Genomic DNA, 14,258 nt, shown 5'->3' with positions numbered 1-14,258 from the left:
TTGCTGCTTGTAAGCAGACAGTGCGCTTTCGGCCAGATCCTGTCGTTCGTGGCCGCCCAGACGTTGGCGCCCGGAACCATCTATTATCGGCGTGTGATGTGCGGCCTGCGTCAAGACGTCCGGTTTGTTCGTTCTTCGATTATGCGGAGCGCCTCGAGCCGCTCATCGTCGTTCGGAAGTGCGCGGAAAGCCCGGATCAACCTGGCGAGCAGGTATGTGCCGTGCAGATCACCGGCCTTGTCCAGTTCGACAGCAATTTCAGTCGCAAACGCTTGCACAGGTACGCTGAGGGCTGCCGCAATCAATCGCAGAAGATGATCGTCTCGCTCGTCGTGCGCCAAGGGCTACTCGAATTCTCTGTCGGCCGATGCGGGATGCCCCGTACCTAGACGATCAAACCGAGCCGGAAACCTTCGGCAACAGACTGCGCCCGATTGCGTGTTCGAAGTTTCGTGCGCACCCCGCGCAGGTGTGAGTCGACCCCGTGTTCCGAGATGCCCATGATCTCGCCGATTTCCCAGTCGGTTTTTCCTTCAGCGGTCCACTGAAGGGTCTCACGCTCGCGCGGTGAAAGGCCGGCGGATTGTTCGATTGGCTGACCGCGCACAAGCAGGCCGTGACCGAAGGCGTAGCTCGCGACAAGCGTCAGCATTCCGCGATGCTCAGGGGCTATCTCGAGCCGGCGGCCCGCAAAGCTCATCCCGCCGATCTCACCCTCGACGGTCGTCAGGGGGACCGTGTAGCCGTCGCTAAGGCCGAACTCGGCCGCCTCGTTCATGATTTGAACAGCGGTCTCCGACGTCGGCGACGGAAGTGCGGGGTCGCGCCAGCCAAATCCCGTCTGCCTGTGCAGGGTTTGAACGACGATCGGATCGTGTGCGGCGTAGCGCCGATGCAGGTACCGTTGCCGCCACTCGTCGGGAACGCTTTCCATCACCAGGAACTGCCGGTTGAAGCCGGTCAGGGCGGAAGATGTAGGGAGAAGCCCGGCGATGATCGCGTCGATCCCAAAACCCGCGAGTTGGCGGTGTACCGTTGAAACCACCTCGGGAACGCTGACAGCTCGGTCAAGCTCTTTGAGCAACTTGAGCGTGTGATCGAGTGATTTTCGGCTCACGACAGGTCCAATCGTCTGCTCTCGAAAGCTTCGAGCCGCGGTTCAACTGACGATAGCACCGAGACCTCATCTCCGGAAATAGCCCACACCGCGCAACAAACGGGCGGACACCACGCGTTTGCGTGGTGTCGCGCGCCTTGTCGGGCGGGCACACCAAGCACGGAGGTGTTTCATGATTCAAGTCATCACTGCCGCGAATATCGATCATAACCGAGACCTAATGGAGCAAGCGTGGCGCCTGCGGCATAGGATTTTCGTGGAGGAGATGGGCTGGGCAGCAATCGCGCGCGATGACAAGCGTGAGATCGACGAGTTTGACGACGAGCACGCCGTCCATCTTCTCGCAGTCGACGACAATGAGGTTGTGGGATACTCCAGGCTTCTTCCAACCGCACGCCCCTACGTTCTCTCCACGCATTTGCCTCAGCTTTGCGAAGGCGTGCCACCCTCCTCACCGCATATCGTCGAATGGAGTCGGATCGGCGTCGCCGGTTCCGCTCGCACCTCGGGCCGTCGGCTTAATCCAACAGCCCTGGCCATTCTCACAGGCATCGTCGAGTGGGGGTTGCCTCGAGGCCTGAAAGGCTTCGTCTCCGAAATGCCGACGAGTTGGCTTCTACGGCTGCTTCAGTTGCATATCCATGCCCTACCACTTGGGCTTCCGCAGATGATCGATGACGTCGAGATCGTCGCGGTCAATGCAGGTTTCGACGGCCGCAGCCTCCGACAGCTGCAAAAGATGCGCGGAAGCACGGACTCGGTCTTGGCGCCAGAAAGCCGGGTCGCTGCCCGGCTGGCAAGCTGAAGAAGGCCACCATGTCATGAGCAACGCGCTGGCCAATGGCAGCCATGTCGATGACGGGGGTGAGCTCATAAGGCGCGCCGCCGAGCAAGCCCTGGATCTTCGACAAACCGTTAACGAACTTATTGACCCGAAGCTACGCGAACTTGTTGACGTCGTACTGATCGAACTTGGATTTCTCCTTTCCAAGCTAAAATGACGATCGCTTTGAAAAAATCCCCAGGTAACAGGACCTAAAATTCACGACAATTGGCAGCTTGCTTTGCCTATCAACATCATCTTCCTGTCGCTGGAATCCGTCAAAAATCCAGCGACAGGGCACTTATTTCTGAAAATATCTACCGGCGCTACGAAAGCCCAGCAAGTGGCATCAGTCTTATGCTTTTGCCGGTGGCAGGGGGCCATGTGAGGAAAGCTTCAATGACTAAAATGTCTTCTCAAGAATTACTGCCACACTCATGCCTTGAGCTGGCAGCTGAGATCACGGCCGCCTATGTCACCAACAATCACATCGCAGCCGCTGATCTGCCAGGTTTGTTCGAGTCCATTCATTGGGCACTCTGCAACCTGGAGCAGCCATCAGACGAACTCCATTCAGCCATCGCAACCACTGAAGTCCCGACTCCTGCTCAGATCCGCAGATCGGTCCAGAATGACCACATCATGAGCTTTATCGACGGACGTTTGTACCGGACCCTAAAGCGACATCTCACCGCCCACGGCCTTACGCCTGAGACGTACCGTGCCCGCTACCGCCTGCCCAGCGACTACCCGACTGTGGCCCCCAGCTACGCCGAGCAACGCTCGGCGATCGCAAAGGCGATCGGTCTTGGGGTACCGGGGGCACGGAGTGTTCGGCACCCACAACAAGCCGCAGAATGAGACCCGGAGGCTCACCTTTCGCCCGAACCAAGATCCGGAGGGGCATCCGATAGCCCGAGAACTTGCATAGGCCGTTGATCACAAACGGGGTCAACCTCGGCATGGCTCAAAGCCATACCTCAGGGAGGGCTACTTTTAAGGGGGGAGCCACGTCAACGGTGAGGTCTACGGCGCTACGGGTGGTAAAGCACCGCGTAGTTTTTCTCTCAGTTGGTGGGAAGCAGTCTTTTCTCTAGCGGTTAGGTTGCGACGATCAGATGCTTGATGCCGGGGTCGAACGATTTCGGCACGGGCTATCCGGTCAGGTCCTCCATCCCGGAAAGCAGCTGGCTGTTTGCCAAGCCCGCTCTTCGCATGACCGGTGGTGAACGGCGCCCTGAGGTCGGAGCCGGCATCACCCTTCAGGAACCGGCACCGAAGAAGGAGCTTGGCTCACCGAGTCGGTACAGTCGCCGGCTGGGAGAAACGCATGTCTGCCGATACCGAGAAGCATCGCGCTCTGCTTGGCGCCCTCAAGGACGCCCAAGGCAAGGGCGACGGTTCATTCGAGAAGGCTGTCACCGCAGCGTTCGAACACGTCTTCGAGCACCTGGGCCGCCTAAACGACCACGTCGCGCGGGGCGGTCCCGATGGCGAGGACAGGCGTCTCGAGAACGGGGAATCCGCGACCTTACGATAATCGCGACCCCATCGTTGAGGCGTTGACGCTCAGAGGCGCCAACGCCTTTAGGCGCAATCAGGCGTTCTGCGCGACCGCAGATCTTACGGGAAGGACCCAGTTCGGTCTGACGAAGTGGCAGGTGTACCCATTGGGCCGCCGCTCCAGGTAATCCTGGTGTTCTGGCTCGGCCTCCCAGAAGTCTTCGGCGGGCGCCACCTCGGTCACGGCCTTCCCGGGCCACAGGCCGGATGCGTCGACGTCGGCGATGGTGTCCTCCGCAACCCGACGCTGGTCGTCGTCGGTGTAGTAGATCGCCGAACGGTAGCTTAGGCCCCAGTCGTTGCCTTGGCGGTTCGGGGTGGTGGGGTCGTGGATCTGGAAAAAGAACTCCAGCACGCGCCGGAAAGTCGTCCGTGTCGGGTCCTAGACGATTTCGATGGCTTCCGCGTGAGTGCCGTGGTTGCGGTAAGTAGCGTTCGCCACGTCCCCGCCGGTGTAGCCGACCCGGGTCGACATCACACCTTCCTGACGCCGGATCAGATCTTGCATGCCCCAGAAGCATCCCCCTGCCAGCACCGCTCTCTCACTACCCATGTCGTCCTCCGTAAGCTCCTCCAGCCTTAGCATTACAGTTGCATTTTCGACGAGGTTCTGACTCTCTGCGTCACCATGATTCGCGCATCATGGACATCGGGGACCTCGATCGAGGCGACGCTGGAGTTGTGGGCCTCGTCGCTGCGAGAGGTGAAGGGACGCTTGCGCCCGCTGTTTACGCAGGAGCGGGTCGCGGCCTCGGCCGGGGCATTCCTGGACGGGCTGCTCGGCGCGGAGCGGCGCAAGACGGGTTGGATGCGGGCGGAAGCCGCGGGCGATCCCGGGCCCTGGCGTCAGCAAGCACTGCTCGGGCGCGGACGCTGGGATGCGGATGCTCTGCGCGACGTGGTGCGGGACTATGCCCTGGAGACCCTGGCTGACCCGGACGCGGTTCTGGTTCTCGACGAGACCGGCTTTCTCAAGCAGGGTAAAGCCTCGTGCGACGTGCATCGCCAGTACACCGGCTCGGCCGGCAAGATCACGAACTGTCAGATCGGCGTGTTCGCGGCCTACGCCTCGCGGCACGGTCATGCGTTCATCGATCGGGCCTTGTACCTGCCCAAGACCTGGACCTCGGATCCGGCCCGATTAGCCGCCGCCCACGTGCCGGAGGGCACGAGCTTTTCGACCAAGCCGGGATTGGCGCTGGCGATGATTGAGCGGGCGATCGCCGCCGGCGTGCCGTTCTCCTGGGTGGCGGCCGACACCGTCTACGGGGTCGGCGACATCGGACAAGCGCTACGCCGCGCGGGCAAGGGCTATGTGCTCGGGGTCAAGACCGATCACAGGTTCAATTCCTGGGTCGGCAAGCCGCTTGTGACCGGCACCGCCGAGGTGATCGCCGACAGCCTCGCTCCGTCGGCCTGGGCGCGCCTGTCGGCGGGAGAGGGGACCAAGGGGGCACGACTGTACGACTGGGCCTATTGCGAGTTGGCCGACCTCGCTGGCGCCGACGACGACCAAACCGGCGTGTGGACGCGCGGGCTCCTGATCCGCCGCAGCCTGAGCGATGGCGAGCGGGCATACTTCACGACCTGGTGCCCGGCCGGCACGCCGATCGCAACCCTGGTGGCGGTCGAGGGCCAGCGTTGGACGATCGAGGACGCGTTCGAGACCGCCAAGACCGAGCTTGGGCTGGCTCACAACGAGACCCGCTCCTGGCACGGCTGGCACCGGCACGTCAGCCTGGTGATGATGGCCTTCGCCCTGCTGGCGGTGATCCGCCATCACGCCAACGCGCCGCCCCCAAAAAGACGAGCCAGGATGAGATCACGCCCCCCGAGGCTGGGCGCTCACTGATCCGCTGGTCGGTCCAGGAGATCCGCCGCCTCGCCGTACGGCTGGCGCAGCGGCGCATCCAGCCCGCCCACGTCATCGCGTGGTCGCTCTGGCGACGCGCGCATCAGGCGGCTGCCCGAAACGCTCATCTCAAACGCCGAGCGTCAGACGCCAAAGGGCGTCACCGCCGTAAGCCCAGCAAAACACGCCGACGACGAAAAAGCCAAAAAACGCAACTGTAATGCTAGGTAGGGAACTCATACAACCATCTGCGCTCTCTTGCGTTTTCTTCCTGAGTTTGAGGTTTCCAGCGCAGGAGGATCGCGATGGCACGGTTGTTCTGGCTCTCGGATGAAGCCTGGGCGCGGATCGAGCCGCACCTGCCGCACGGCCAACCCGGCAAGCCTCGGGTCGACGACCGGCGGGTGATCAGCGGCATCCTGCACGTCCTGAAGGTCGGCTGCCGCTGGCAGGATACGCCCTCCGCCTACGGGCCCCACACGACGATCTACAACCGCTACAACAGGTGGTCGCAGCGCGGGATCTGGCAACGGCTGTTTGCCAAGATCGCAGCCGCAGGTCCTGTTCCAGACGCGTTGATGCTCGATGCCACGCACGTGAAGGCCCACCGCTCGGCATCGGGCGGAAAAGGGGGGCCTGGAGCCAGGCCATCGGGCGCTCGCGCGGCGGCTTCACGAGCAAAATCCATGGCTTGGCCGATGGTCGTGGCCGACCGGTTGCGTTCGCCCTGACGCCCGGCAACGTGGCCGACATCAGCATGGCGCTGCCTCTGGTGCAGGCCGTGGTGCCGCCCAAGCGCCTGATCGCCGACAAGGCCTACGATGCGCAGAGCCTGAGAGATTGGCTTAAGAGCCACCGGGTGATCGCCACCATCCCGTCCACGGCCACCCGAACCGTCCCCTACAAGTACAGCCGGATCGCCTATCGGCAGCGCAATCGGATCGAGCGCCTGTTTGGTCATCTCAAGAACTGGCGGCGCGTCGCGACCCGCTACGACCGCTTGGCCTGCAACTATCTCGCCGCAGTCGCGCTCGTTTCCTGTGTCGTCGCATGGACCTGAATGAGTCCCCTACCTAGTCTGATCCCGCACTACCAATGTCCAAGTATCATCCGGACGGTTTTCGGCTGTTTCTTCGGCCACTTCGAGGATCACATCTAGAGCATCGGCCAGCGCTTGCTTCAGACTAGCCGCTTCGAAGCCGCTGTTATCTCGGACAGCTTCCTCGCCATTCTCAAAATCGAAGTAGAAGCGCATGGGATTTTGACCCTCTGCTCGAAGAGGCTGCCTCGCGTCCGATCTCGGCGCCTAATGATATGTTAACAAATTTGGTTAACAGATTGTTAACCGGTCTATCGTCAGGCGCGTTTTGTTTACTCGGATGAAGGCCCGCTAGGCGAGGGCACAGCCTTGGCTACCGGCCCCCTCTTCCGCGACATCGTCGAGAACCACGGGCGGCATCTGTCGATGGCGGAATGAGCCGTCAGGTGACCCGATCTGTCATCGGGGCGAGCATCCCTATGCTCGCAGCCCTGATACGATTCGACCCGCCGCCTGGCGTAACGCACCAGGAGGCCCCTTACCTTCGCCCCGCCGGCGCCTGCCGTGCGGGGCTTTTTCGTTCAAGGATCGTCGCCCGACCTTATGCCGAAACTGGCCGTTCGGGTGTCATCGCAATGTCGCTGGTGTCACGCTAGGCCTCGATAGGCCATTGCTCGGCCCAGCCGCTCGCGCTGCTGCCGTATATTTTCATCGCCCGCCCGGCCCAGCGCCGCGGCGGGCTTTTTCGTGCCCGCGCCCTGGAGCTATTCAGCGACCGAAACCAGCCAGTCTCGGCGGTAGTCACCGCGATAGACGATATGGGCCTTGTCGCCGTGCTTTGCGGCGTACTCCCGAGCTTCAGTCTCGCTCTCGAAAACATAGAACTTGGATGACATAGCGCGCCTCCAGGTGGTGTACCTGATGATAGAAATGGTCCCCGCTTTGCCGGCGGCAATCCGTCTTTGTACTTACGCTTGCAACTGACACCTCGGCTGGCACGCTTCGGTAACCGCCCGGCCCCATCCTGTCTCACGAGCCGCGTTGCGTATCGGCTCACTGAGGTGAGGTAATCGAGACCCATGCCGCCGCATAGCAAGCCGCTAGCTCCCACAGCCCGAGGCGAAAAAGCTGGCCGGCTTGCAGCGAGCGAGATGGTCAAGACGCTGAGCCCGGAGACAGGCAGCGTTGAGGGCGTCGTGCGCCGGCTAGAGCTGGTCGGGATCATTGTGGCCCGGGGGCACCAGGAAGCCGGCATGCGAACCGCTGAAGTCCGGGCATGGCACATCGGCTTCGAAGCGGGGATGCGCCTCGAACTCGGAGAGCACATGCGCCGCTTTTGATCGGTCGACTTCCGCCCCGCCCGTGAGCAGATCGGGGTGGGGTCGAGCGTACAAATCCCTGGCCCGCGGCTTGCGAAGCCTCCCGCGGTTCCTCTCAGGCCAACCTCAGCCCCGCCGGCGGCCGCCGAGCGGGGCTTTTTTCGTTTCAGGCGACGCCCTCGGGGGCAAGAAGACGCGCAGCGTAGTGCTTGGCCACCGCTTCGATCGCAGGGGCCAAAATGCCGATCGTCCACGGCATCTTCGCCTCAAGCCAAAGGCTGTCGTCAGCCACCACGACTTTGCCGCGGATGTCCTGTCCGAGAGCGCGAGCGGTGAAAGTCCGGCACCCCTGAGACCAGTCCGTCAAGGCTACGGTGATGTTCTCACGTTCGAGCCGACGCAGTGCCCAGTCGGTTTGCTGATCAAGTCGCCTCCGCACCTCATTGGCGCTGAGATGGTGGGGGATCGCTAAAGTAATTTGCTTCGGCATCTGCCTACCAGGGTTGGACCTGCTTACGCTGACGGGCCTCGGTTAAGCCTCGGTAATTATGTGCTTTGAGCGATGCCACGTTGAGCGTTCTTGGCGCAGCGTTGAGGTATGCCTACCTGGGTCCGAACTGCTTTCCCCCGAGACGTCGGATCTGGAGAAGCCCGCCCGGTTCGCCGGCGCGGGCTTTTTCAGATCTGCAGGCTGGCTTAGGCTGAGCCGACCGCAGAAACCTCACGGAATATGACCAAGGGCGTGACCCCAAAGAAGTTTCTAGGCCTGCCTACCAATTCTCTGGAAACTGAAGTGATTTGAGCCGTCATTGTGCCGATCATCGTGCCGGCAAATTCAGCCACAACGTCATCCATAGTCTGCGGCTCAGGGTTTTCTGGAGTCGGCTCTGCCTTTGGGTCAGGGAATGCATCGAGGATTCCAACCAGCGTCCACCTTCCTGGAATGAAAGAACCATGCTTCAAAGCCAAATCGGAACTTGTTATAGATAACGCGGTTTCAGACAGAGCGGACCATGCAGTGAAATTGCTTCCACTTAAATGCGCCTGTACTGATGACTGCATAACATCTATCAGATCAACAAATGCATCGAACATTTTATTCCGCTCACCCGGCGTCCCGCTCAGGCCCGCCACGATGCTCTTCCTCATCGTCTCTTTAATAGATTTGACCTTTATTATCGGCTTGGCGAGATTCGGGTCAATGATCGCAAGCGCGCCTTCCAGCTGAACAAAAGAGCCCAGCCGAGTTTCCCAAATTTCCTTATTCAGCAATTCATGTTGCGTCAAATAATCAAGTAGCCGCCGAGCATTAGTCCACAACGGATCAAAGGTGTATTCAGCAGCGTCTCTATTTTCACTGGCGGCCGATAGATCTACCGAGCCCCCACCTCCACCAACCAGCGGAACTGAAATGGTTCCGCTGGCCGTAGAGCGCGTGCTCTCGGTTTTACTTACCGCCTCGGTTGCTTTGATCAGCTGCCGAACGCCGTGCTCTTCAAATTGAGCAAGAAAAGATCCTATTCGCCTGACGTCTTGATAGATGAAATCATAAACTGAATTTGGCGGTGGGCCCTCGTAATCCGCGCCGGAGTCGATCTCTTCGACTGGCAGCGTCTCGCTTGATGGCATCCGCTTCCTCAAGGTTCTTGGCAAAAACGTGCGACAGCTCAGGCGTCTTCGGCATTGACTGCCGGGACGGGTCACCTTTGGGTGGCGGAGCAGGCGGCGGTTTGCGGTCGGTCATTTGGTTCGGCCATTCCACACGATCGCTCAGATCTGAGCGGCTTGGGCTGATTTCCACGGTTATGTGTATGGTGACCCCTAGTCGCTTGACAACCGGTGAATAATGCAGCTGCGGGGCACATGTCAGCTAGCTCCAACCTCGCCGATCTCCCGCCCACCGTCGCCACCTGGCGCGACCAGCTCGACCGCATCGCTGAGCGCGCCTCGCCCTGCCGCTACATGCCGCTGGTGCGCTGGGCGGCAGTCCGGGAAGCCGCCATCAATTTCTACGACCGTTTCGGTGCCGACGCTCTCGCCCTCGGCTAGACGGCGGAGCAGCTGTTCGGCGTCCACCCGCAGCACGGCACCCTCCGGGTCGACTATTGCGGGGCGCTGATGATCGCCAGCGACAAGGTAGTCGGCGTGGAGGGGACTCGGGTCTTGTTCGAGCGGACGTCGGTCTACCGGAATTGGCAGGGTCAGGAATGGGGCCCGCCGATCTGGGAGTTCGAGGCGAAGGGCGCCTAGTCCCTCGCCTCGTTCGGCTCGAGCTCTGCGATCACCGCCCGCCCGGCCGCCGTCAGGAACCACGCCGGCTGCGACCGCCCGACCCCGCGCACGTGTCGTTCCTCGACCAACCCCATCTCGTTGAGCATCGGCATGTAGGTCGGATAGGCCTCATGCCGGAGACCCTGCGGCTGGGCGGCACAGGCTCGGAGCGCCAGGAGCGCGCGGCCACGGATCGGTGCATGCGGTTCGGTCGGCGTCCGCTCAGCGTCCATTGGTCAGCCACAGCAGCAGCGCCGATGCCACCATCAACGATAAGAGCATCAGAAGCGCAGCCACTTCGCGACGCTTGATAGCGCCATCGCCGAGGACGTCATCGAGCATGCCAGCCGCGGTCGAGCCCGCTGCCATGCCCGAGAGCAGGACGGCGGCGATCAGGATCCAGCCGGTGAGGGTCTGAGGCATCCGTTCGAGCTACCGCGGTTGATCCTGCGATTGTCGGGCGCGTTCGAGCGTCTCAGCATCCTCCTGCGCGGCCATCAGCTCGATGCTGCTGGCCAGAGCGTCAGCGGCCTCGCCGTGCTCCACTGCGCCGGCTGCCACGGTCCGGCAGAAGCGAGCCGCGCGCCTCAGCCCCTCTGCATGCGCAGTGTCCAACGCCGTCAGCACAGCGTTGAGGGCAATCTCGCGCTCGGCATCGTCGCCCCGCAGGTGCGGCAGCAGAAAGGCCACGAGGCGGACCTGCCATTCGTTTCCGGCTTCCGGCGTATCGTCGCTCATGACTTCACCGGTTGTGCGAGCAGGATCGCAGATCTGACCGCAGCTCGTCTGCTGCCCGGTCTTGCTGTCGGCTCCTTCAGAGTGGCCGTCGCATGCCGGTCCGCCTTAACGGCCGTGGTGACGTCCAGGACCCAGCCGGAAGCCAGCTCGAACGGTCCGGTGTTTGGATTGGCAAGCACCGCGTCGACCGCAGCATTCACTTGCGCATCCGTGACCTCCTTCGATTTAGAAAGGTCGGAGACGGTCAGGGTGGAAGCCATGATTGCCCCTACCGCGAGAGGGCAACGGTCGTCGAGGCGGCATAAGAGGTCCGTGTGGCTGGCCTCACGCGCCCAGGCGCTCTCTGAGCTCGCGTCCAGACCCAGGCCACACCGATCTCGTGTAGTCTCTGTCACCCGCGAACCCGAGGCAGACCCCTATGCATGACGATCAGGACCGGGTCGTCGACCCAAACGGACCGCCGCCTTGGATCCACCTGCTCTCGCCGCAGCAACGCGACTGGCGGGCAAGGCAGCACATGATGGGCCGCAATCCCGACTCATACATTCTGGAACAGTTGGATGATGTCGGCGCTTGGCCGCCGAGAACCAAGCATCGCACCCGCCGCAAGCCTGCGGCCCCCGGCCGTTCTGTTGGATGAAGATGACGCCGGCCGCTTCGAGGGATACGCCTGCCCGCACCGGTGTTTTCGATCCTACTGCAGGCAAGAGAGTATCAATCGTTGAAGATACTAGTTGCAGCACCGAGCGTGCCGGCGCCAACAATCACAACTGCCAGCGGGATCATCAGGCCGCAGGCAACCCCGACCAAAAACATCAGCATGGCTTCCTCCAACATATTGTTGAAGGATCCAACTTCCCATGAATGATTTGGTTTCGCGTCGATCCGCCTGCTGCGGGTGGTATCGGCTAAGCAATTCTGAGGAGCCCGGGATCGGCACTTTTGAGGTATTTTGCTCTTAAGATTTCTTCCATGCGGCGGTAGATGATGTCAGCGCAGCCGACACACGCCCCGGTTTGTGAACAGGATGGTCGAAGCGTAGAGGGCGGCACCGAGCGGCGTGCCGTAGGTGGTCACAAGGGCCCCAGATTTGACCGTTCGTTAAGCCTTACAATGCCGGAGTGATCATGGCCGCTTATCGATGCCGCCAAAACACCGGAATTTAAGTCCAGTACTGCACCCTGCTTTGACACGGGGCTGCAGGTGTTCGCATGAGGCTGACTGCAAATAGCAAAGCCGCTCGGATCTGGGGCGGCGGGCGGCTTTTCATTCGCAGGATGACTGCAAACGAGAGATCGCTGGCGATCAGCGCATGTCGATCATGCGGTACCGCAGCGAAGCCGGGTCACACATATTGTCTACCTTGCGCGACCGCTCATGCGGATCGCGATGCCGGGTACCTTGATCGCTGGCGGATCACGTCTGCCGTCGTGATCACTGGAATGACCGCACTGTATCTTTCCTATGTGCTGGCCAGGTACCTTGGCCTATTCGCCTGATATGGTCGGCCCGGCAGGACACGAACCTGCAACCAGGCCGTTATGAGCGGTCGGCTCTAACCATCGAGCTACAGGCTTCTCGCCATTCTCCTCGATGGAGATGACGCCGGCTTCAGCGCAGGCGCCACACCCTGGGGTTCGTAGCGACGATGGCCAGGACGTAAAAGGCGACGCCGAGCGGTGTGCCGTAGGCGACCACGAGAACGCCGATACCGATCCAGGCCGTCAGCAGCGCAGCCATGGTGGCGAGCACGTAGGGGTTCACGATCGGCTCCGTCAGTTCGCCCGTGCTTTACCCAACACCGTGATGAGGCCGCCGACAAGCAGCCCGGTCAGCAGGATCATGACACCGGCGTAGTGGTAGCCCACCTCGTGGAGGAGCCTGACCGCGGCCACCGCCGCGACCATAATGCCCAGCCCCACGGCCAGCGGCTCCGGCCTCATGTCAGGTAGCCCTTCGTCTTCAAGTGCGCGGTGAGGGCTTCGCGGACTACTTCTTGGCGCGAGGGTTTCGGATTGGGCTGATCTGCGATCCAAGCATCCAGTGCATCGGAGACGGTCGGCGGCATATCAATCGCTGCAACGTGCATGCGATCTCGCAAAACAGCCTCTGCCGCGGCTTTGGCGATGGCGTTGACGTGGCCGCTCATCAGGACCGCTTCGCCTTCAGCGCCACGTCGACGAGGTGGCGAACGGCTTCCGTGCGCGATGGAAGGTCTGGCTGGTTGCGTCGCCACTCGTCAACGGCGTCCAGCTGAGCGACCGAGAACCGCATGGGGAACGGCGTGGCGAAATTCCTGCCACGAGGGCGCCCTCGCAGCTTCGGCTCTCCGGGGGTAGGTGGCGTCGACATACTGCTTGTATAACGGAAATGCGGTTCGACGACACGCCAAACACCGACGTGAAGGCGTTTGCGATCCGAGGAGAAGACCAGCTATTTTAGGTAGCCCTTAGCCTTGAGGTGCTCGGTGAGGAGCATCAGTTCGCCCCCTCAGGATCCTCGCGGTGCCGCACGCGACCCCTGGCCGGCCCGTCACCGTGCGCAGCCCAGCTGCCGCTCTGTAGCCCGGATCTGAGTTACCTGCTCCCGCTGGCGCGTCGATAGCGGCACGTCCGCATCGTCGTCGAACTGGCACCCGGCATTGCCGAACGCCTGAATGGCCTTGGGGGTGCGGAAGCAGTAGCCCGCGGCCTTGAAAATCGCGTTCCGCTCGGACCACAGCTACTCGCACGATGACGAGGCGGATCCGCTCGGCGCAATGTGGCCGCTCGCGGCCGTGCGGCAGCAGCCGACGTATTTTGCGCTCATCCATCCGGTCTGGCCGGACGGCAGCTGGATGTTCACCCAGCCGCCCTGGCGGCCGAGCTCGGTGAAAAGGGTGTCGGGCCCGAGTCGCGCGAGGCGGACGCCCTGAGTGCCGCTTGGCAGGCTGCGCAGCGCCAGAAAGTTGTCGCCGTAGGGATTGAGGCCGACAGGGTAGCTGAACGCTTCCTGTTGAACCTGGGCCAGCGCCGGCCAACCTGCGGCGGTCGCGAGAATCGCGGCCGCGGACAGAAGCAGTTGAAGAAGCGGGAAACGACTAGGCGGAGCCCCGGCGCAGTGACACTCTGGTTACACCGCGGGTCTCTGCATCAGGGTCGATCCCTGCTAAGTCATTAAGAAGATTGGCGCACCCGACACGATTCGAACGTGTGACCTTTGCCTTCGGAGGATACCGCTACACCGAAGCTAAGATCACGGTTCGTCGGCCGTTCATTTCAAAAGACTGGCTCACAGGCAATACGCCACGGGCTCACGCCACCCCCGCTATATGGCTGTGACACAGGTCCGAATCAGGCTAGGGCAGCTATCGGGCCACGCCAGATATTAGGCCGAAATTAGTTCGGCCACACCGCAGCGTTGCCGCCGCGGCGACTAACTAGTTGATTTCGCACGGAAAACCCTGGCGCGCCCTACGGGAATCGAACCCGTGTTTTCGCCGTGAAAGGGCGACGTCCTGGACCGCTAGACGAAGGGCGCTTTGGCTAGGCCGGGGC

The 14,258-nt window shown here is 61.9% G+C and carries 21 protein-coding genes, 2 tRNA genes and 3 pseudogenes; 8 read left to right on the top strand and 18 right to left on the bottom strand.

What is annotated here, in order from left to right; translation table 11 throughout:
* Positions 1–110 precede the first annotated feature (110 nt).
* Both FV233_RS14035 and FV233_RS14030 read right to left on the bottom strand, forming a co-directional pair.
* Positions 111–341 carry a hypothetical protein gene (locus tag FV233_RS14035; protein WP_147853241.1) on the bottom strand — a complete coding sequence of 77 codons (231 nt, stop codon included), beginning with the start codon at positions 339–341 and terminating at the stop codon, positions 111–113.
* Positions 342–385: 44 nt separating this feature from the next.
* Complete coding sequence (locus tag FV233_RS14030) at positions 386–1,117, bottom strand: autoinducer binding domain-containing protein (RefSeq protein WP_147853240.1); 732 nt, start codon at positions 1,115–1,117, stop codon at positions 386–388.
* A 172-nt stretch (positions 1,118–1,289) separates the two neighbouring features.
* On the opposite strand from FV233_RS14030, the gene FV233_RS14025 reads away from it, so the two are divergent.
* The 4 genes from FV233_RS14025 to FV233_RS14010 all read left to right on the top strand — a co-directional run bounded on the left by FV233_RS14025 (position 1,290) and on the right by FV233_RS14010 (position 3,480).
* A complete protein-coding gene (locus tag FV233_RS14025) occupies positions 1,290–1,922 on the top strand; it encodes an acyl-homoserine-lactone synthase (RefSeq protein ID WP_147853239.1) in 633 nt (210 codons plus the stop codon).
* Positions 1,923–1,938: 16 nt separating this feature from the next.
* The gene (locus FV233_RS14020) at positions 1,939–2,118 is read left to right on the top strand and encodes a hypothetical protein (RefSeq protein ID WP_147853238.1); all 180 of its coding nucleotides are present in this window, start codon (positions 1,939–1,941) and stop codon (positions 2,116–2,118) included.
* 50 nt (positions 2,119–2,168) lie between these two features.
* Entirely contained in the window at positions 2,169–2,801 is a 633-nt protein-coding gene (locus FV233_RS14015; protein ID WP_308447717.1) for a MucR family transcriptional regulator, read from the top strand.
* Between the two features lie 469 nt (positions 2,802–3,270).
* Entirely contained in the window at positions 3,271–3,480 is a 210-nt protein-coding gene (locus tag FV233_RS14010) for a hypothetical protein (RefSeq protein WP_147853237.1), read from the top strand.
* A gap of 57 nt (positions 3,481–3,537) precedes the next feature.
* On the opposite strand, the pseudogene msrA reads toward FV233_RS14010, so the two are convergent.
* A pseudogene (gene msrA / locus FV233_RS14005) lies at positions 3,538–4,056 on the bottom strand (peptide-methionine (S)-S-oxide reductase MsrA).
* Between the two features lie 75 nt (positions 4,057–4,131).
* On the opposite strand from msrA, the gene FV233_RS14000 reads away from it, so the two are divergent.
* Together FV233_RS14000 and FV233_RS13995 are read left to right on the top strand one after the other, a co-directional pair.
* Positions 4,132–5,355 (top strand): IS701 family transposase, encoded by a 1,224-nt coding sequence (locus FV233_RS14000; protein ID WP_147897816.1) that lies wholly within the window; start codon positions 4,132–4,134, stop codon positions 5,353–5,355.
* A gap of 305 nt (positions 5,356–5,660) precedes the next feature.
* Positions 5,661–6,415, top strand: a protein-coding gene (locus tag FV233_RS13995) for an IS5 family transposase (protein ID WP_147897815.1) whose coding sequence is annotated in 2 segments (ribosomal slippage) — positions 5,661–5,991 and positions 5,991–6,415 — 756 coding nt in all. Because the reading frame shifts where the segments join, the coding sequence is not laid out codon by codon here.
* Positions 6,416–6,424: 9 nt separating this feature from the next.
* Here the strand turns inward: FV233_RS13995 and FV233_RS13990 are convergent.
* Positions 6,425–6,610 (bottom strand): hypothetical protein, encoded by a 186-nt coding sequence (locus tag FV233_RS13990; protein WP_147897814.1) that lies wholly within the window; start codon positions 6,608–6,610, stop codon positions 6,425–6,427.
* Positions 6,611–7,545: 935 nt separating this feature from the next.
* Here FV233_RS13990 and FV233_RS13985 point away from each other — a divergent pair.
* Positions 7,546–7,734, top strand: coding sequence for a hypothetical protein (locus FV233_RS13985; protein WP_147897813.1), 189 nt, complete (start codon positions 7,546–7,548; stop codon positions 7,732–7,734).
* Between the two features lie 145 nt (positions 7,735–7,879).
* Here FV233_RS13985 and FV233_RS13980 read toward each other — a convergent pair whose 3' ends face one another.
* Complete coding sequence (locus FV233_RS13980) at positions 7,880–8,203, bottom strand: polyhydroxyalkanoic acid system family protein (RefSeq protein ID WP_147897812.1); 324 nt, start codon at positions 8,201–8,203, stop codon at positions 7,880–7,882.
* A gap of 206 nt (positions 8,204–8,409) precedes the next feature.
* Positions 8,410–9,342 carry a hypothetical protein gene (locus tag FV233_RS13975; protein WP_147897811.1) on the bottom strand — a complete coding sequence of 311 codons (933 nt, stop codon included), beginning with the start codon at positions 9,340–9,342 and terminating at the stop codon, positions 8,410–8,412.
* Between the two features lie 234 nt (positions 9,343–9,576).
* Here FV233_RS13975 and FV233_RS31170 point away from each other — a divergent pair, with 234 nt between their 5' ends.
* A complete protein-coding gene (locus FV233_RS31170) occupies positions 9,577–9,762 on the top strand; it encodes a hypothetical protein (RefSeq protein ID WP_246689984.1) in 186 nt (61 codons plus the stop codon).
* 197 nt (positions 9,763–9,959) lie between these two features.
* On the opposite strand, the gene FV233_RS13965 is transcribed toward FV233_RS31170, so the two are convergent.
* The 12 genes and pseudogenes from FV233_RS13965 to FV233_RS13925 all read right to left on the bottom strand — a co-directional run bounded on the left by FV233_RS13965 (position 9,960) and on the right by FV233_RS13925 (position 14,241).
* Complete coding sequence (locus FV233_RS13965) at positions 9,960–10,217, bottom strand: hypothetical protein (protein WP_147897810.1); 258 nt, start codon at positions 10,215–10,217, stop codon at positions 9,960–9,962.
* Positions 10,207–10,407: a hypothetical protein gene (locus tag FV233_RS13960; protein ID WP_147897809.1), complete on the bottom strand. Its 201-nt coding sequence runs from the start codon at positions 10,405–10,407 to the stop codon at positions 10,207–10,209. The genes FV233_RS13965 and FV233_RS13960 overlap by 11 nt, the downstream gene beginning before the upstream one ends.
* Positions 10,408–10,416: 9 nt before the next feature.
* On the bottom strand, positions 10,417–10,722 hold the full coding sequence (locus tag FV233_RS13955; RefSeq protein WP_147897808.1) for a hypothetical protein: 306 nt from the start codon (positions 10,720–10,722) through the stop codon (positions 10,417–10,419).
* Positions 10,719–10,982 carry a hypothetical protein gene (locus tag FV233_RS13950; protein ID WP_246689983.1) on the bottom strand — a complete coding sequence of 88 codons (264 nt, stop codon included), beginning with the start codon at positions 10,980–10,982 and terminating at the stop codon, positions 10,719–10,721. The genes FV233_RS13955 and FV233_RS13950 overlap by 4 nt, the downstream gene beginning before the upstream one ends.
* 454 nt (positions 10,983–11,436) lie before the next feature.
* Complete coding sequence (locus FV233_RS31630; protein WP_281407998.1) at positions 11,437–11,559, bottom strand: hypothetical protein; 123 nt, start codon at positions 11,557–11,559, stop codon at positions 11,437–11,439.
* A 664-nt stretch (positions 11,560–12,223) separates the two neighbouring features.
* Positions 12,224–12,298 (bottom strand) — tRNA-Met (locus FV233_RS13945).
* A gap of 35 nt (positions 12,299–12,333) precedes the next feature.
* Entirely contained in the window at positions 12,334–12,486 is a 153-nt protein-coding gene (locus FV233_RS30335) for a hypothetical protein (protein WP_187278109.1), read from the bottom strand.
* An 11-nt stretch (positions 12,487–12,497) separates the two neighbouring features.
* The gene (locus FV233_RS30330) at positions 12,498–12,665 is read right to left on the bottom strand and encodes a hypothetical protein (protein WP_187278108.1); all 168 of its coding nucleotides are present in this window, start codon (positions 12,663–12,665) and stop codon (positions 12,498–12,500) included.
* Positions 12,662–12,871 (bottom strand): hypothetical protein, encoded by a 210-nt coding sequence (locus FV233_RS13940; protein WP_147897807.1) that lies wholly within the window; start codon positions 12,869–12,871, stop codon positions 12,662–12,664. Before FV233_RS13940 ends, FV233_RS30330 begins: the two co-directional genes overlap by 4 nt.
* Positions 12,872–13,254: 383 nt before the next feature.
* Positions 13,255–13,530, bottom strand: a pseudogene (locus FV233_RS13935) (YARHG domain-containing protein).
* Positions 13,525–13,659 (bottom strand): annotated as a pseudogene (locus FV233_RS31625) (peptidase C14); the annotation flags it as partial. The pseudogenes FV233_RS13935 and FV233_RS31625, both read right to left, overlap by 6 nt.
* Before the next feature lie 506 nt (positions 13,660–14,165).
* Positions 14,166–14,241: transfer RNA gene (locus FV233_RS13925), tRNA-Glu, on the bottom strand.
* Between the last annotated feature and the right edge of the window lie 17 nt (positions 14,242–14,258).

The organism is Methylobacterium sp. WL7 (genome assembly GCF_008040085.1).
In the GTDB taxonomy this organism is placed as follows: Bacteria; Pseudomonadota; Alphaproteobacteria; order Rhizobiales; family Beijerinckiaceae; genus Methylobacterium; species Methylobacterium mesophilicum.
The sequence above is the reverse complement of the archived record's forward strand: the minus strand, read 5'-3'. Positions and strand labels throughout refer to the sequence as shown.